Origin of the sequence: Streptomyces sp. NPDC048623 (genome assembly GCF_040650755.1) — a bacterium.
GTDB lineage: Bacteria > Actinomycetota > Actinomycetes > Streptomycetales > Streptomycetaceae > Streptomyces.
In genome coordinates, this window is the sequence record NZ_JBEZHV010000016.1 from 117,315 (window position 1) to 134,650 (window position 17,336).

13 protein-coding genes are annotated in these 17,336 nt (G+C 74.0%); 6 read left to right on the forward strand and 7 right to left on the reverse strand.

Going from position 1 to position 17,336, the window contains the following annotated elements; all coding sequences use genetic code 11:
- Positions 1–17: 17 nt before the first annotated feature.
- The gene (locus tag AB0C73_RS23115; RefSeq protein WP_362533171.1) at positions 18–1,088 is read right to left on the reverse strand and encodes an enoyl-CoA hydratase/isomerase family protein; all 1,071 of its coding nucleotides are present in this window, start codon (positions 1,086–1,088) and stop codon (positions 18–20) included.
- Between the two features lie 124 nt (positions 1,089–1,212).
- Between AB0C73_RS23115 and AB0C73_RS23120 the strand changes: the two genes are divergently transcribed.
- Both AB0C73_RS23120 and AB0C73_RS23125 read left to right on the forward strand, forming a co-directional pair.
- Positions 1,213–1,746 (forward strand): SRPBCC family protein, encoded by a 534-nt coding sequence (locus tag AB0C73_RS23120; RefSeq protein ID WP_362533174.1) that lies wholly within the window; start codon positions 1,213–1,215, stop codon positions 1,744–1,746.
- Positions 1,747–2,049: 303 nt separating this feature from the next.
- Entirely contained in the window at positions 2,050–4,785 is a 2,736-nt protein-coding gene (locus AB0C73_RS23125) for a SpoIIE family protein phosphatase (RefSeq protein WP_362533308.1), read from the forward strand.
- Between the two features lie 116 nt (positions 4,786–4,901).
- Here the strand turns inward: AB0C73_RS23125 and AB0C73_RS23130 are convergent, their stop codons facing one another.
- Positions 4,902–7,220 (reverse strand): glycosyl hydrolase family 18 protein, encoded by a 2,319-nt coding sequence (locus AB0C73_RS23130; RefSeq protein ID WP_362533177.1) that lies wholly within the window; start codon positions 7,218–7,220, stop codon positions 4,902–4,904.
- 415 nt (positions 7,221–7,635) lie between these two features.
- Here AB0C73_RS23130 and AB0C73_RS23135 point away from each other — a divergent pair, with 415 nt between their 5' ends.
- Positions 7,636–8,217: a TetR family transcriptional regulator gene (locus AB0C73_RS23135; protein ID WP_362533180.1), complete on the forward strand. Its 582-nt coding sequence runs from the start codon at positions 7,636–7,638 to the stop codon at positions 8,215–8,217.
- Positions 8,218–8,322: 105 nt separating this feature from the next.
- On the opposite strand, the gene AB0C73_RS23140 is transcribed toward AB0C73_RS23135, so the two are convergent.
- From AB0C73_RS23140 to AB0C73_RS23150, 3 genes are read right to left on the reverse strand one after another with little or no spacing between them, the layout of a single operon-like run.
- Entirely contained in the window at positions 8,323–9,651 is a 1,329-nt protein-coding gene (locus tag AB0C73_RS23140) for a phosphoribosyltransferase family protein (RefSeq protein ID WP_362533183.1), read from the reverse strand.
- 46 nt (positions 9,652–9,697) lie between these two features.
- On the reverse strand, positions 9,698–10,825 hold the full coding sequence (locus AB0C73_RS23145) for a CapA family protein (RefSeq protein ID WP_362533185.1): 1,128 nt from the start codon (positions 10,823–10,825) through the stop codon (positions 9,698–9,700).
- A gap of 58 nt (positions 10,826–10,883) precedes the next feature.
- Positions 10,884–11,531 (reverse strand): hypothetical protein, encoded by a 648-nt coding sequence (locus AB0C73_RS23150; protein WP_362533188.1) that lies wholly within the window; start codon positions 11,529–11,531, stop codon positions 10,884–10,886.
- A 90-nt stretch (positions 11,532–11,621) separates the two neighbouring features.
- Between AB0C73_RS23150 and AB0C73_RS23155 the strand changes: the two genes are divergently transcribed.
- Complete coding sequence (locus AB0C73_RS23155) at positions 11,622–12,269, forward strand: NAD(P)-binding domain-containing protein (RefSeq protein ID WP_362533191.1); 648 nt, start codon at positions 11,622–11,624, stop codon at positions 12,267–12,269.
- Between the two features lie 9 nt (positions 12,270–12,278).
- Here the strand turns inward: AB0C73_RS23155 and AB0C73_RS23160 are convergent, their stop codons facing one another.
- Both AB0C73_RS23160 and AB0C73_RS23165 read right to left on the reverse strand, forming a co-directional pair.
- The gene (locus AB0C73_RS23160; protein WP_362533311.1) at positions 12,279–13,742 is read right to left on the reverse strand and encodes an aspartate ammonia-lyase; all 1,464 of its coding nucleotides are present in this window, start codon (positions 13,740–13,742) and stop codon (positions 12,279–12,281) included.
- Between the two features lie 209 nt (positions 13,743–13,951).
- The gene (locus AB0C73_RS23165; RefSeq protein ID WP_362533193.1) at positions 13,952–15,004 is read right to left on the reverse strand and encodes an asparaginase; all 1,053 of its coding nucleotides are present in this window, start codon (positions 15,002–15,004) and stop codon (positions 13,952–13,954) included.
- Between the two features lie 109 nt (positions 15,005–15,113).
- Here AB0C73_RS23165 and AB0C73_RS23170 point away from each other — a divergent pair, with 109 nt between their 5' ends.
- Positions 15,114–15,569 (forward strand): Lrp/AsnC family transcriptional regulator, encoded by a 456-nt coding sequence (locus AB0C73_RS23170; protein ID WP_362533196.1) that lies wholly within the window; start codon positions 15,114–15,116, stop codon positions 15,567–15,569.
- 171 nt (positions 15,570–15,740) lie between these two features.
- A complete protein-coding gene (locus AB0C73_RS23175) occupies positions 15,741–17,222 on the forward strand; it encodes a hydrolase (RefSeq protein ID WP_362533198.1) in 1,482 nt (493 codons plus the stop codon).
- Positions 17,223–17,336 lie beyond the last annotated feature (114 nt).

Sequence of the window (17,336 nt, forward strand, 5' to 3'; positions counted from 1 at the left end):
GCCCGCGGGCCGGGCGCTCAGCGCGCCGGCGGCGCCGGCAGCTCCAGTTCTCCCTCCGGGCCCGGGGCGAACCAGCGCGCCGTGTCCGGTTCCGTCACCTCCGCGAGCGTCGGCGGGGTCCACCGCGGGTCGCGGTCCTTGTCGACGACCTGGGCGCGGATGCCCTCGGCCAGGTCGGGGGAACGGAGGGCGGCGCAGGAGAGGCGGAACTCCATGTGGAGGGCCGCTTCCAGGGAGGTGAGGGTGCGGGCCTTCCGGACGGCTTCGAGGGTGGCCTTGAGGGCGGTGGGCGAGCGGGTGAGGAGGACCGTGGCCGTTTCCTTGGCGTCGGGGATGCCGGAGTCGGTGAGCCGCTGGATGATCTCCTCGACCGTGCCGGCCGCGTAGCAGGCGTCGATCCAGGCTCGCCGGCCGGCGAGCTCGCCGGCCGGGGCGGGGCGGGCGAAGCGGGCGACGGCGGTGGCGGCGTCCTCGTGGGTGAGGGCGGCGGTGAGCGCGGGCAGGTCGGCGGCGGGCACGTGGTGGTCGGCGAGGCCGGCCAGGAGCGCGTCGGCGGCGCCGGCCTGGGTGCCGGTGAGGGCGAGGTGGGTGCCGAGTTCGCCGGGGGCGCGGCCGAGCAGCCAGGTGCCGCCGACGTCGGGGACGAAACCGATGCCGGTCTCGGGCATGGCGACCCGGGAACGTTCGGTGACGACGCGTACGGAGGCGTGGCCGGAGATCCCGACGCCGCCGCCCATCACGATGCCGTCCATGAGGGCGACGTACGGCTTGGGGTAGCGGGCGATGCGGGCGTTGAGCCGGTACTCGTCGCGCCAGAAGGCGACCGAGGCGCTGCCGCCGGCGACGGCGTCGGCGTGGATGGCGCGGATGTCGCCGCCGGCGCACAGTCCTCGTTCGCCCGCGCCGCGCAGCACGACCGTGGTGACGGCGGGGTCGTGCTCCCACGCGGTGAGCGCCTCGTCGATCCGCCGCACCATGCCGTGGGTGAGGGCGTTGATGGCGCGCGGCCGGTTCAGGGTGAGGAAGCCGGCGCGGCCCTCGGTGTGGACGAGGACCTCGGGCTCGGGGAGGTCGGCGGTGACCGACATGCTGTGTCCTTCCGGCTGCCGAAACGATCTTCCGTCCACCGTAACGGTCCGGACGGCGTCCGCACAGACCCTCCCGTCCGCTACCGTACCCGCGGGTAACACGACGGCGGAGGGGAGCGGACCCATGGCGGACGCGGCACGGCGGTGGAGTCTCGAGGAGTCGGTACGGGTGGACGCGGACCGCGCGACGCTGTACGGACTGGTGTCGGACCTGCGGAACATGGGGCGCTGGAGCCCGGAGTGCCGCGCGGTGTGGGTACGGCGGCCGCCGGTGCGGCCCGGCACCCGCTTCGTGGGGCTCAACCGGCGCGGCCCCTTCGTCTGGTTCACCACGGGCCGGGTCACCACGGCCCGCCCGGGCGAGGCCTTCGTCTTCGAGGTGGGGGTGTTCGGGCTGCCGATCGCACGCTGGGGCTACCGCTTCGAGGACGCCGAAGGCGCCGAGGACATCGGTGACGCCGACGGCGCCGGCGGCGCCACCCTGGTGACCGAGACCTGGGAGGACCTGCGCACCGGGCGCGGCGCGGGGCTCGCGACGCTGCTCGGCACGGTCTTCGCGGGGACGAACGCACAGCGCCGGATCGCCGTGAACCGGCACGGGATGCGCACCACGCTCGCCCGCCTCGCCCGGACGGCCACGGCGGGGACGGCCGGCTGATCGCCGATCCGGCCGGAAGACGGCCGGAAGACGGCCGGAAGACGGCCGGGCGACGGCCGGGTGTCGGCGGGGTGCCGGCGGGGAAGGCCCACGCGCCGGTCGCGCTCCGTGACCGTTCCCGGCCCGTCCGGCCCTCGCCGGCCCTTCCCGGCCGTCCCCCGTTTTCCCTGCACTGGGGCCGGGGGCAGCATGGAAGGAGGCCCCGGCGAACAGGGCGGGAAGGAGCGCACCGTGACGAAACGCGCGGACCGGTCCGCCGGTGCGCGACGGACGGGACCAAGGGGCCCGACCGGGCTGCGGAGCGTGGCGGGCCAGGTCTTCGCCCTGCAGGCGGTCATCGCGCTGCTCATCGTCGCCGCGGCGGCGGTCGCTCTGGTGCTCCAGGGGAAGTACGACAGCGAGCGCGACGCCCGCAACCGCTCCCTCGCCGTCGCCGAGGCCTTCGCGCACGCGCCGGGGACCGCGGTCGCCCTGCGCTCCCCCGATCCGACCGCCACGCTCCAGCCGCGCTCCGAGGCCGCCCGGCTGGGCTCGGGCGTCGACTTCGTCGCCGTGCTGGCGCCGGACGGCACGCGCTACTCGGACTCGGATCCGTCCCTGATCGGCCTGAAGTCCCCCGGCGACGTGGGGCGCGCGGCGCGCGGCGAGGCGTTCACGGAGATCTACCACGGCGAGCCGAACGACGCCGTGCGCGCCGTGGTGCCGGTCCGGGACGACCGCGGCACCGTCGTCGGCATGGTGAGCAGCGGCATCACGGTGGAGACGGTCGGGCAGGCCGTGGAGGGCCGGCTGCCGCTGCTGCTCGGCGCGGCGGGTGCCGGGCTCGCGCTCGCGGTGAGCGGCGCGGGTCTGGTGAGCGCCAGGCTGCGGCGGCAGACCCACGGTCTGGGCCCGGCGGAGATGACGCGTCTGAAGGAGCACCACGAGGCGGTGCTCCACTCGGTGAAGGAGGGCGTGGTCATCGTCGGCGGCGACGGGCGGCTGCTGCTCGCGAACGACGAGGCACGGCGCCTGCTGAAGCTGCCGGAGAACGCGGAGCGGCGCCATGTGCGCGAGCTCGGCCTGGAACCCCGTACCGCCGCGCTGCTGCTCTCCGGGCGGGCCGTGACCGACGAGGTGCACCTGGCCGGGGACCGGCTGCTCGCGGTGAACGTGCGGCCGACGAAGAACGGCGCCGCCGAGGGCGGCTGTGTGATGACGATGCGGGACACCACGGAACTCGCCGCACTGGCCGGCCGGGCGGAGGTGGCGCGGGGGCGGCTGCGGCTGCTGTACGAGGCGGGCACACGGATCGGGACGACGCTGGACGTCGTACGGACGGCGGAGGAGCTGTCGGAGGTGGCGGTGCCGCGGTTCGCCGACTTCGTCACGGTGGAGCTTCTCGACCCGGTGGTGCGGGGCGAGGAGCCCTCGGGGGCGTTCACGGAGATGCGGCGGACGGCGCTGAGCGGGGTGCGCGCGGACACCCCGCTGCAGCCGGTGGGCGACCTGATCCGCTTCGTGGTGCCGACCACGCCGATGGCCACGGCGCTCGACGAGGGCCGGGCGGTCATCCAGGCCGATCTGGCCGCCGCGCAGGGCTGGCGGGCGCAGGACCCGGAGGGCGCGGCGCAAGCGCTCGCGTACGGCCTGCACTCGCTCGTCACGGTGCCGCTGCTCGCCCGCGGGGTGGTGCTCGGGATGGCGAACTTCTGGCGCGGCGCGAACACGCCGGAGCCGTACGGCGAGGACGACCTGTCGTTCGCGGAGGAGCTGGCGGCGCGCGCGGCGCTCGCGATCGACAACGCGCGGCGGTTCACCCGGGAGCACTCCATGGCGGTGGCGCTGCAGCGCAGTCTGCTGCCGCGGGTGCTGCCGGAGCAGAACGCGATGCAGGTCGCCTTCCGCTATCTGCCGGCGAAGGCGGGTGTGGGCGGTGACTGGTTCGACGTGATCCCGCTGCCGGGGGCGCGGGTGGCACTCGTGGTCGGGGACGTGGTGGGCCACGGGCTGCACGCGGCGGCGACGATGGGGCGGCTGCGGACCGCGGTGGCGAACTTCTCCACCCTCGATCTGACCCCGGACGAGCTCCTGAGCCATCTGGACGAGCTGATCGACCGGCTGGGCGAGGAGGTCGAGCCGGGGATGCCGGGCGGGGCCGGGGCGGGCGGCGGGGACGGCGGCCCGGGCGAGGGCACGGCGGGCGCCACCTGCCTCTATGTGATCTACGACCCGACCTCGGGGGCGTGCACGATGGCGAGCGCCGGGCATCCGGGGCCCGCCCTGGTCCGGCCGGACGGCAGTGTGGAGTTCCCGGCGGTGCCGGCCGGGCTGCCGCTCGGGCTCGGTCTCGGCGACCGGCCGTTCGCCTCGGCGCGGCTCAAGCTGGAGCCGGGCAGCAAGCTGGTGCTGTTCACGGACGGGCTCGTGGAGGACCGGCAGCGGGACTTCGACTCGGGACTCGCGCTGCTGCGCGAGTCCCTCGCGCGGCCGGACCGGACGCCCGAGCAGACCTGCGCGGACGTGTTCGCGGCGATGCTCTTCCCGGTGCCGGGGGACGACATCGCCCTGCTCGTGGCGCGTGCCGAGCGCGTCCCGGCAGACCGGATCGCGGAGTGGGAGGTGCCCGCGGATCCGTCGGCGGTCTCCCCCGTGCGCGCGGCGGCGTCCGCGCGGATCGCCGAGTGGGGGCTGGAGGAGGTGGCCTTCACGGCGGAGCTGGTGCTGAGCGAGCTGATCACCAACGCGATCCGGTACGGGCGTCCGCCGGTGCGGGTGCGTCTGGTGTACGACCGGGTGCTGATCTGCGAGGTGTCCGACGGCAGCAGCACCTCGCCGCATCTGCGGCACGCGGCGGACACCGACGAGGGCGGCCGCGGCCTGTTCCTGGTGGCGCAGTTCGCGCAGCGCTGGGGCACCCGGTACGCGCGCCGGGGGAAGACGATCTGGGCGGAGCTGCCGGTGGGTCCGGACCAGCCGGGCGGGAACGGCGTGCTGCCGGGCGGGAGCGGTGCGGTGCCGGTGCCGGATCTGGACGCCCTGGAGGATCTGGCCTGGTGACGGCGCCCGGCCGCTGTTCCCCGGCCCCTGTTCCCCGGCCCCTGTTGCCCGGCCGCTGTTCCCCGGCCGCCGTGCGGGCGCGGGCGGGGAACAGCGTCGTGCCGGGCGGCGGGCGGTCAGCCGAGGCCGGTGCGCAGGGCGTTCATCAGGGTCCCGTTGGCGGTGTCGCCGGACATCTCCCAGATGAAGACGCCGAGCAGGCCCTTGGACTTGAGGTAGTCGGTCTTGCGGGCGATGGACCAGGGGTCGTCGAAGCTCCACCACTGGCCGCCGGGCCCGGTGTAGCCGTAGGTGGCGCCGGACTGTTCGTCGTGGTGGACGGTCATCCCGGGCACCATGGCGAGCAGGTTGGAGTAGCCCCGTACGCCGGCCTCCTCGGCGAACTGGCCGGGGGCCGCCCCGGTCGCGGACTGCCACTCGCCGGCCGCGCCGCCGTCGGCGACGCCCTGCCAGCCGCGGCCGTAGAACGGGATGCCGATCGTGATCTTGCGGGGGTCGACACCGGCCGCGAGATACGGCTTCACGGACTCGTCGACGCTGAAGTGGAAGCCGTAGGGGTCCTGGGCGTCGGTGTAGAGGTTGGCCTGGTGGCCGGCCCGGTTCGGCTCCCATGAGTTGTCGCTGCCGGCGCCGTGGAAGTCGTAGCCCTGGACCATGAAGTAGTCGAGGGCGGTGCCGGTCTTCGCGAGGTCCCAGCCCTGCCCGATCTTGACGGGGTCGGCGGGGGTGAAGGCGGTCAACAGCTTGTGCTCGCCACCGAGCTCGTCGAGCTGCTTGCGGAACTCGGCGACGAGGGCGGCGTTGTTGGCCCTGTCCTGGGCGCTGTAGTGGTTGCCGGGGTGCCCGTCGGGCGAGCCGGCCCACTCCCAGTCGAGGTCGATGCCGTCGAAGATGCCGGCGGCCACGCCCGCGCCGCCCGCGCCGTTGTAGACCGGCAGATTGCCCTTGATCCACACGTCGACGCAGGAGCGGACGAACTTCTGCCGGGAGGCCTCGGTGGCGGCGACGTCGGAGAAGTACTTGGAGTAGGTCCAGCCGCCGACCGAGACCACGACCTTGAGGTTCGGGTGCTTGGCCTTGAGCTTCTTCAGCTGGTTGAGGTTGCCGCGGAGCTTGCCCCAGCCGTCGTCGGCGACTCCGTCGACCGACTGGGCGGCGCTGAAGGGGCGGGCGTAGTCGGCGTCGGCGTCGCCCGCGCCAGTGCCCTGGTCGGGGTCCTGCGGGTCGGTGCTGACGCCCTTGGTGACTCCGGCGAGGCAGGTGAGGTTGACGGGGTCGATGTTCTCGAAGGCGTAGTTGACGACGTCGAGGGAGGCGGCGGCGCCGGAGGTGTCGAGGTTCTTGACGAAGTACTGGCGTCCGTAGATGCCCCACTGGGCGAAGTAGCCGACCTTGAGGTTCCGGCCGGCGGCCAGGTCGGCGGTGGTGACGGTGAGGGCGTTCGAGGACGGCGAGGCGTTGTCGGCGGCGTCACGGGCCCGGACGGTGAAGGTGTAGGGGTTGGCGGGGCCGAGTCCGCTGACGGTGACGCTCGTCGCGGTGCCGGGCACGGTACGGGCGAGGGCACCGTCCTTGTAGACGTCGTAGGCGACGACGCCCTTGTTGTCGCCGGCCGGGTTCCAGGCGAGGCTCACGCTGGAGGAGGTCACGCCGGTGGAGCGCAGTCCGGTGGGCGCGGTGGGCGGTTCGGGGTCGCTCGCCGGGTCGACGGTGGTGACGGCGAGCGGCGGGCTCTCGGGTCCGAGGTTGCCGCGGACGTCCTTGGCGCGGACGGTGAAGCCGTACGCGGTGGCCGGGGCGAGTCCGCCGACGGTGGCCGTCGTGGTGGCGGAGGTGGCGACGACGGCGCCCTTCGAGAGGACGTCGTAGCCGGTCACGGGGTGATCGCCGGCGGTCGCGGGCGTCCAGTCGAGGGTCACGGTGCGGGTGGTGACGGAGGTGGCGCGCGGGGTGCCGGGGGCGCCGGGCGGCACGTCGGGGCTGCCGTCGCACTTGCCGCCGTTGACGGTGCAGCGGGTGGGCGGGGTGATCGGGCCGCTCGCGACGAACCAGTAGCTGTACGGCTCGGTGGAGCCGCCGGCCGCGACGGTGCCGTTGTAGTGCGCGTTGCGGACGGTGACATGGCTGCCGGTGACGGTGGCCTCACCGTTGTAGTGGGAGGAGATCGTCACGCCGGCGGGCAGGTCGAACTCCAGGGTCCAGCCGTTCAGCGGGGCGGTGGTGCCGTTGCGGATGACGTAGATCCCGCGCCACCAGCTGCCGTTGTTCTCGGCGGTGAAGCCCGCGGTGACCGTGCCGGCGGCGTGCGCGGGCGCGGCGCCGGGGCCGGTGAGGGCGGTGAGCGCGGCGAGCGGGAGGAGCAGGGCGGCGAGCAGGACGAGGATGCCTCTGCCGCGGTGGTGCCGTCGTGAGCGACTTCTCCGACTGCTGTCCATGGGGTCTCCCTGGGACGCGTGTGAGGGGTGTGGGGAGCGCGTCGCGGGACCGTGTGCGGGGCGGCTCGGGTGCGGCCTTGCGGCTGTGGGACCGCCGAACGGGAGCCAACGGCAAGGTAATTGGTACGGACCTTTCCGTCAACGGGCGTCCGCCGCCTTGACGCGCCCCAGTGGTCTACTCCACCGTGAGGAGCACGTCCGGGACCCCGCCGGTGTGGGCCGGCGCCGCCCCGGGCCGATCCGCCGTTCCACGCAGGACCGTGTGTGCACACCCGGCCGCCCCCGCCGCGGGGGCGGCCGGTTCCGGCTGCCCGGACGCGTCACCGGGCGGGGCACCGGGCCATGGATCCACTCCACCCGTAGTACTCTCACCGGAGTAGGCAGGGGGTCCGATCAACGGACGGGAGCGGGAACGATGGCGCGCAGGAACCCGGAGCGCAGGGCCGCGCTGGTGGACGCCGCGATCGAGGTGCTCGCGCGTGAGGGGGCGCGGGGGCTGACGTTCCGCTCGGTGGACACCGAGGCGGCGGTGCCGCCCGGGACCGCGTCCAACTACTTCGCCAACCGCGACGACCTGCTCACCCAGGCCGGCGCCCGGGTGTACGAGCGGCTGCGGCCCGACGAGGAGACGATCGCCCGGCAGCGGGTGGCGAGCCCCGACCTCGAGACGTACACGCGCCTGATGCGCGAACTCGTCGGCCGCGTCAGCTCCTTCCGCACCGGCTATCTCGCGCTCCTGGAACTGCGCCTGGAGGCCACCCGTCGGCCCGAGCTGCGGGCGGTGCTCACCGAGCGGGTCCGGGCCGACGTCGAGGCGAACGTCGCGTACCACGAGAGCACCCACCTCCCCGGCGACGCGACCGCCGTGAAGCTGCTGATCCTCGCGTTCAACTGGCTGATCGTGGAGCAGCTGACGCTGCCCGAGGTGTTCTCCGACGAGGAGCGCGACGCGCTCATCGCGGCCGCGGTCGACCGGATCGTCGGCGCGCGGAAGTAGCCCGCCCCGGGCCCTGGCGTCTTCCTCCGCCGTGTGCCGGGCCTGCCGCCAGGCTTTCCAGGTGGACTTCCAGGACGTCGAGGCAGGCCTTCCGGGGCCCCGGTGTCACAGACGTTCGGCGAACCAGCCGGCCGCAAGCCGTCCCACCTCCGTCAGCGCGCCCGGCTCCTCGAAGAGGTGACTCGCGCCCGGGACGGTGACGAGGCGGTGCTCGCAGCGCAGCAGCGCTTCGGCCTGGCGGTTGAGGTCGAGGACGAGCGGGTCGGCGCCGCCCACGATGAGCAGGGTGGGGGCGGTGACGTCGGCAAGGCGTTCCTCGGCCAGATCCGGGCGTCCGCCGCGGGACACCACGGCGGCCACGCCGCTGTCCGGCTCGGCGGCGGCCCACAGCGCGGCCGCCGCGCCCGTACTGGCGCCGAAGTAGCCGGTGCGCAGGCCGCCCGTGCCGGGGTGGTTCGCCAGCCATTCGGTGGCGCTCGTCAGGCGCCCGGCGAGCAGCGGGGTGTCGAAGACATTGGCCCGGTCGGCCGCCTCCTCCTCGGTCAGCAGGTCGAAGAGCAGGGTGCCGAGCCCGGCCCGGTTGAGGGTCCGGGCGACGGCCTGGTTGCGCGGGCTGTGCCGGCTGCTGCCGCTGCCGTGCGCGAAGAGGACCACGCCGGTCGCACCGCCGGGCACGGTCAGCCGCCCGCCGGCCTCGATCCCGACGGCCCCCGCTCCGGCCCCGGCCCCGGCCTCGCCGAGCGGGACCCGGACCTCGGTGTCCACGCCGTCACCGGCGTCCATCGCGTCCGTCCCGTGGTCGCCGCGCCGCAGCCGCAGCGCGGCGACCACCTCCTCGTCCGGGGTCTGCGCGAAGTCCGTGTAGAACTGCCCGATCGCGTAGAAGCCCTCGGGCTCGTGCACGCAGTACGTCTCGTCGGCCGCACCCACGACCCGCTCCGCCCAGCCGCGCGGCGCGACCGGGACGGCGAGCACGATCCGGGCGGCGCCCCGGGCCCGTACCACCTGGCAGGCGGCGAGCGCGGTGGCCCCGGTCGCGAAGCCGTCGTCGACCACGACCGCCGTGCGGCCGCGGATGTCGGCGGGCTCCCGGGCCCCGCGGTAGCGGCGGGCCCGCTCCGCCAGGACGGCCCGCTCGCGCCGCTCGGCCGCGGCGAGGTCGTGCTCCGAGACCCCGGTCTGGAGGACGACCCGCTCGTTGACGACGCGCACGCCGTGCTCGCCGATCGCGCCCATCGCGAGTTCGGGCTGGTACGGCACCCCGAGTTTGCGCACCAGGCAGATGTCGAGCGGTGCGCCGAGCGCGTCGGCGACCTCGGCGGCGACGGGCACCCCGCCGCGCGGCAGCCCGAGGACCACCGGGTCCTCCCCCTTCAGCCCCACCAGGAGCGCGGCGAGCTGCCTGCCCGCGTCGGTGCGGTCGGTGAAGTACATGTCCGCTCGCCTTCCTGCCCGCCCCGTGCTCCGGCCCGGCGGGCCGTCACACGGGCGTGGCCGTCAGGGCCGGTCCGCCGGGTGCCCCGGCGGGCGCGGCATCGATCCGCATCCCGTACGGGCGGCTGATCCGGCCCAGCACGTCGTGCAGCCAGGCGACGTCCTGCCCGTCGGCCCGCTCCAGGCGCAGCCGGCGGCTGCGCAGCGGCACGAGCCGCACCTCCGCGAGGCCGCCGTCCTCGTCACGGACCGAGACCAGGTGGAGAAGCCGCAGGTCGTCGCGGTAGTGCTGCTGTCCGGTGATCCCCTCGTAGTCGTTGACGAGGTCGCCGCAGCCGTGCAGGACGAGCCTGCCCCGGTACGCCTCCAGGGGCCGCGGGTGGTGCGAGGAGTGCCCGTGCACGATGTCGGCGCCCGCGTCGACGAGGGCGTGGCCGAGGGAGACCTCGGCGCGGGCGGGGGCGTAGCCCCAGTTGCTGCCCCAGTGGACGGAGACCAGGACCAGGTCGCCGGGGCGGCGGGCGGCCCGCAGCCGGGCGGCGAGCCGCGTCGTGGCCGGGTCGTCGGGGCCCGCCGCGTAGTGGACGCCGCCGCGCCGGGCCGTCGCGGCCCAGTCGCGGGGCACGCCGCTGGACGCCAGGCCGAGCGCGTACACCAGGAGCCGGCGTCCGCCGGGCAGCGGGACGACGGCCGGCCGCCGGGCCTCCTCGGCGTCCCGGCCCGCACCGGCGGTGCGCAGCCCGGCCCCGGCCAGGGCGTCGAGGGTGTCGAGGAGTCCGCGCCGGCCGTAGTCGAGGACGTGGTTGTTGGCCAGGACGACGACATCGGGGCGCACGGCGGTCAGCGCGGGCAGATTGGCCGGATCCATGCGGTAGTGGACGGCCTTGCCGGGGAACGGCGCGTCGTTCCGGGTGACCGAGGTCTCCAGGTTGACCACCCGGGCCGCCGGGCGGGCGGCGTCGAGGACGCCGAGCGCCTCGCCCCACGGGTAGGCGGGGGCGGCCGGGCGGGGCACGGATCCGTGGAGCGCCTCGGCGAGGGCGACGTAGTCCCGGGCGTCGTGGACGTACCGCTCGGGGAGGTCCGGGGCGAGGGGATGGGGAAGGATCTGGTCGATTCCCCGGCCGAGCATCACATCGCCGCAGAGGAACAGACCGGTCAGACCGCTGCCCATAAACCCAGGTTAGTCCACTGCCGCCGCCGGTCGATCAGTCGACGGTTCCGGACACGGCCTAACGGCCGGCCAGGGCCGCGCGGCGGATGGTGGCGTCCACGAGGGCCAGGGCCTCCTCCGCCGTACGGCCCGGGGCGCGGTTCCAGGTGCCGATGAGCTGGTACCAGCCCCGGGAGCGGAGCTCCTGGAGCATCCAGGCGCCGGCCTCGTTCATGGTGGCGGAGCTGCCGTATCCGAGGCGGTGGGCGGCGAGCATCGCGCCGCACACGCAGCGCGCGCCTCGGGCGTCCCGGAGCCGGTACGGGGTGTTCTGCCAGCCCCACTCGGTGAGGACGCGCCGGGCGTGGGCCAGATGGACCGAGGGCGGCACGTCGGGGCGGCCGATCCTGCGCCAGACGTGCAGCCGGTCGGGAAGCATCGCGCCGAGGCGTCCGGGCAGCGGCGTCTCGGCGGGCGGGGGCGCGGGGAGCGTGTCGAGGGCCTGCGCGACCAGTCGGTCCACCGGGACCGAGAGCAGCCGGCGCCAGTCGGTCTCCTCCTCCTGTTCCGGCTCCTGCACCGGCTCCGGCTCCGGCTCCGGCTCCGGTGTCACGGTCCAACGGGCCACCAGTTCCTGCCAGGCGGCGGTCTCCAGGAGGGCGGCGGCCGCACGGTCGAGGGCTTCGGGGGTGGACGGGGTGCTCGGGGTGGCGGCGGTGCTCGGCATGTGGGCGACTCCACGAGTGATTCATACCGTTATCGGTAAGAATGTCGGCTTTACTGCACTCGCACTTGAGTCCCCGCGAAGGAGCACCTCATGAAGATCGCCGTACTGGGCACCGGCGAAGTGGGCCGACGGCTCGGGAGCAAGCTGGTCTCCCTCGGTCACCAGGTCACCCTCGGGTCCCGCAGCGCGGACCACGCCGGCGCCACGGCCTGGGCGGCCGAACACCACGCCGGGCACGGCACCTTCGCGGCGGCCGCGCACGGCGCCGAGGTGGTGGTGAACGCGACCGGCGGCCTGGTGTCCCTCGCCGCCCTGGAGTCGGCGGGGGCGGACAACCTCGCGGGCAAGGTCCTGATCGACGTGTCGAACCCGCTGGACTTCTCCCAGGGCATGCCGCCGAAGGTGCTCACGCCCGACGGCGGCAGCCTGGCCGAGCAGATCCAGCGGGCCTTCCCCGGCGCGCGGGTGGTGAAGACCCTCAACACCATGAACAACGCGATCATGGTGGATCCCGCGCGGGTGCCGGGCGAGCACTGTGTGTTCGTCTGCGGCAACGACCATGCCGCCAAGGAGGTGGTCATCGGTCTGCTCCGCGCGTTCGGCTGGCCGGACGCGCGGATCCTCGACCTGGGCGACCTGTCCGGCGCCCGGGGCACCGAGCTGCTGCTGCCGCTCTGGCTGCGGCTCCTCGGCACCCTCGGCACCGGCGACTTCAACTTCGCGGTGCTGAGGGCATGAGCCGATGCGTCACACGGCGGGCAGGGCGCGGCCCATGGCGCTCGTGGTGCCCGTGGTGCCCGTGAGGTGCTCGGTGGTGAGCAGCTCGGCGAGCCGCTCGGGCGGGAGCAGGCCCTTCTCCAGGGTGAGTTCGGCGACCGAACGGCCGGTGGCCAGCGCCTCCTTGGCGAGGGCGGTGGCGGCGGTGTAGCCGAGGTGGGGGTTGAGGGCGGTGGCGAGGCCGATGGAGTTCTCCACGCTCGCGCGCAGGTACTCGGTGTTGGCGGTGATGCCGGTCACGCAGCGCTCGGCGAGGGTGAGGCAGGCGGCGCGCAGCGAGTTCAGGCTCTTGGACAGGGCGTGGAAGATCACCGGCTCGAAGGCGTTGAGCTGGAGCTGGCCGCCCTCGGCCGCCATGGTGATGGTCATGTCGTTGCCGATGACCTCGAAGGCGACCTGGTTGACGACCTCGGGGATGACCGGGTTGACCTTGCCCGGCATGATGCTCGAACCGGCCTGTACGGGCGGCAGGTTGATCTCGCCGAGGCCGGCGCGGGGGCCGGAGGACAGCAGCCGCAGGTCGTTGCAGGTCTTGGAGAGCTTCACGGCGATCCGCTTGAGGACACCGGAGAGCTGCACGAACGCGCCGCAGTCCTGGGTGGCCTCGACCAGGTTGGCGGAGGTGACGAGCGGCAGGCCGGTGAGGTCGGCGAGGTGGTGGCGGGCGAGCTCGGCGTAGCCGGGCGCGGCGTTGAGACCGGTGCCGATGGCGGTGGCGCCGAGGTTGATCTCGTGGATCAGCTCGATCGCCTCGGCGAGCCGGCCGCGGTCCTCCTCCAGCATCACGGCGTACGTGGAGAACTCCTGGCCCAAAGTCATGGGCACCGCGTCCTGGAGCTGAGTGCGCCCCATCTTCACCACTCCGCCGAACTCGACGGCCTTCGCGGCGAAGGCGTCCTGGAGCACGGCCATGGCGAGGAGGAGTTCGCGGGCGGCGCCGATGGCGGCGATGCGGATCGCCGTCGGGTAGACGTCGTTGGTCGACTGCCCGAGGTTGACGTCCTCGTTGGGGTGCAGGACGTCGTAGGCGCCCTTGGGGTGCCCGAGGAGCTCCAGGGCCCGGTTGGCGACCACCTCGTTGGCGTTCATGTTGGTGGAGGTGCCGGCGCCGCCCTGTACGACGTCCACGACGAACTCGCCGTGCAGCGCGCCGTCGCGGATCTCCCGGCAGGCGCCGACGATCGCCCGCGCCTTGTCCGCGGGCAGCAGCCCGAGCTCCTCGTTGGCGAGCGCGGCGGCCTCCTTGACGGCGGCGAGCGCGTCCACGAGCTGCGGGTAGACGGAGATCGGCGTCCCGGTGATGGCGAAGTTCTCGGTGGCGCGCAGGGTGTGCACGCCCCAGTACGCCTCGGCGGGAACGTCCCGGTCGCCGAGGAGGTCGTGCTCGCGGCGGACGGGGTGGGTGACGGCGGTCTCGGTGGTCGCGGTCGCGATGCGAGCGCCCGCGTTCGGTGCGGTCGCGGGGGCGGGGACGGTCGCGGGGGCGGGGGCGGGGGCGGGGTTCACGGTGCCGGTTCCTCGGGTGGGTGCGGTGTGCGCGGGGTACGGGGAGGGGTGGGCGGTCGCGGGCGGGGCAAGGCGCCCCGCCCGGCCGCGGGCGAGGTGCGGCGCCCCCGCGCCCGGCCGCCCCCGCCCCGTTCGGCTCAGTGCGTCGCCGCGAGCACCGGCTCCGCGCGGACCGGGCCCTCCAGGAGGCCGCGCAGGAGGTCGGTGCGGCGTTCCGGGGTGCCGGGGGCGGCGAGGAGGGCGGCGAGCAGGGCTATACGGGCCTGGCCGGGGCGGAGGGTGCCGGCCAGGACGGCGCCGGCGGCGGCGAGGTCGACGGCGCCGCCGCCGGTGTAGACCTCGGCGACGGGACCGGAGGAGACCCGGGTGGAGAGGACGACGTGGACGCCCTGCTCGACGGCGCGGGCGACCGCCTCGGCCGTCTCGGGGGTGGCGTTGCCGGCGCCGGTGCCGACGAGGACGATGCCGCGGGCGCCGGCGGCGACGGCCGCGTCGAAGAGGACGGCGTCGCCGTCGGAGTGGTGCATGACGATGTCGACGCGCGGCACGGCGGCACCGGCCTCGGCCGGCCCGAGCGGAAGCGGAAGCGCCGCCGGGCGCTCGGGCTCGCGCTCGATGTCGACCTGGCCGAAGCCGAGGCGGCCGACCCGCCGCCCGGAGGGGTCGGAGAAGGGGTCGGAGTCGAGGGTCTTCGTCTTGACGGTGCCGCGGGCGGCGTGCACGAGGCCGTCGAAGACGACGAGGACGCCGAGGCCGTGCACGGTGGCCGCGACCTGGAGGGCGTCGTAGAGGTTGGCCGGGCCGTCGCCGTCGCCCGTGCCGAAGGGGCGCTGGGCGCCGGTGAAGACCACCGGGCGCGGGTCGGAGTGGTGCAGGTCCAGGAAGAAGGCCGACTCCTCGAGGGTGTCGGTGCCGTGGGTGACGACGATGCCGTCGACGCCGGGGTCCTCGAAGGTCTCGTGGACGGCGCGCAGCAGGGTGAGCTGACGGTCGGTGGTCATCCGGGAGCTGTTGACGTTGAAGAGGTCGAGGACCTGGACCTCCACGTTGTCCGGCACGGAGGCGGTGGCCACGACGTCGTCGCCGGAGGCGTCGGCGGCGTAGCCGCTGCCGGTCCAGCGGCTGGCGATGGTGCCGCCGGTGCTGATGACCACGATGCGGCGCGGCCGGGCGTCGCGCGTCCACTTCATGAGGATGCCGTCCTTCCTGGGGGGTGCGCGGCAACAATAGGGCAATCGGCGCGAAAGCCGATTGCCGATTCAGCCCGGAATCATGAACTCCGTGGTAAACAATTGCGCCATGGACCGAATCGATCTCCATATCTTGCGTGAGCTCCAGGAAGACGGCCGGCTCAGCAACCAGGAGCTGGCCCAGCGGGTCGGCCTGAGCCCCTCGCCCTGCCTGCGGCGGGTCCGTCAGCTGGAGCAGGACGGCGTGATCCGGGGGTATCGCGCGGTGATCGACCCGGAGGCGGTGGGACGCGGTTTCGAGGTGCTCGTCTCGGTCGAGGTGAAGCGGGACCGGGAGACCGTGGAGGCCTTCGAGGAGGCCCTGCAGGACATTCCGGACGTGATCGAGGCGTACCGCCTCTTCGGCAGCCCCGGCTGCCTGCTGCGGATCGCGGTCGCCGACCTCTCGGCGTACGAGCGTCTCTGGATCGAGCGCCTGACGACGCTCGCGGGGGTCACCGAGGTGAACTCGCAGATCATCATGAAGCGGGTCAAGGAGCCGCGCGGCCTGCCCGTCGAGGACTGACCCACCACCGGAACCCCAACTTCCGCTTGGAGTCGGGCATTCCATGGACGGGATCTCGTCATGTACGGTTCAACCTCACGTGCGGTGAGCGACTCATCCCCGACGTTCTACGCGCGCAGAGTGGTCACCCGCACCGCCCCCACCGCCCCAGCCCCCACGGAGGACTGACGGATGCCCGGACTCAGAAGGTCCACCCGCCGCATCGCCACCCTGACCGCCTGCGGCGCCCTGGTCGCCGCCGCGGCAGGCGCCCTCGGCTCCCCCGCGGTCGCCGCCCCGACCGCGACCGACACCACCCAGTCGGCCACCGCCGCCACGGCCACGCCGACGCGCGTGCTCTTCGACAACTCCAAGGCGGAGACCGCCGGAAACGCCGACTGGATCATCGGCACCGGCCAGCCCGACCCGCTCACCCAGGACGCGACGCCCACCGTCGAGACCGACTGGACCGGCGCGATCTCCGCCTGGGGCGTGGCCCTGCAGAAGACCGGCCGCTACTCCCTGAAGACCCTGCCGTCCGGCGGCACCATCACCTACGGCACCACCGCCGCCACCGATCTGCAGAACTTCGACACCTTCGTGCTGCCCGAGCCCAACATCCGGCTCAGCGCGAGCGAGAAGACCGCCGTGATGAGGTTCGTCCAGAACGGCGGCGGCCTCTTCCTGGTCTCCGACCACACGGTGGCCGACCGCAACAACGACGGCTGGGACGCGCTCGCCATCATCAACGACCTGATGACCGACAACGGCGTCGACAACACCGACCCGTTCGGCTTCAGCGTCGACGTGCTGAACATCCAGACCGACAACCCGCGCGCGATCAGCAGCTCCACCGAGCCGGTGCTCAACGGCGCCTTCGGCAAGGTGACCGGCAGCATCATCCGCAACGGCACCACCGCCACCCTCAAGCCGGCCGACAACCCGTCCGTCAAGGGCCTGGTCTACCGCACCGGCTACTCCGGCAACACCGGCGCCTTCTTCGCGACCAGCACCTTCGGCAGCGGCCGGGTCGCGTTCTGGGGCGACAGCTCGCCGATCGACGACGGCACCGGCCAGTCCGGGAACACGCTGTACGACGGCTGGAACGACCCCGCCGGCACCGACGCGGCGCTCGCCCTCAACGCCACCGACTGGCTGTCCGAGGCCACCGGCAGCGGCGGCGGTGGAGGCGGCGGCACCTGCACCGCGGGCCAGCTCCTCGGCAACCCCGGCTTCGAGTCCGGCGACACCGTCTGGACCGCCTCGTCCGGCGTCATCACCAACGACACCGCCCGCCCCGCCCGTACCGGCTCGTACAAGGCCTGGCTGAGCGGCTACGGCACCGCGCACACCGACACGCTCTCCCAGTCGGTGACCATCCCGGCCGGCTGCACCACCGCCGCGCTCAGCTTCTACACCCGGATCGACACCGCCGAGACCACCACGACCACGGCGTACGACAAGCTCAAGGTCGAGGTCCTGAACAGCTCCGGCACGGTCCTCTCCACGCTGGCGACGTACTCCAACCTCAACAAGTCGAGCGGCTACGTCCAGCGCACCTTCGACCTCGCCGCGTACGCGGGACAGACGGTGACGCTGCGGTTCACCGGCACGGAGGGCTCCACCCTCCAGACCTCCTTCGTGATCGACGACACCTCGCTCACCGTCGGCTGACCCACCCCCTGCCGCCTCACGCCCCCCCACACACACCGCCCGCGCCCCCCCCGGCCGGCCCCCCGGGGCGGGCGGGGGCCATGACCGCCGCCCCGCCCGCGGGGGGCCGCCCTG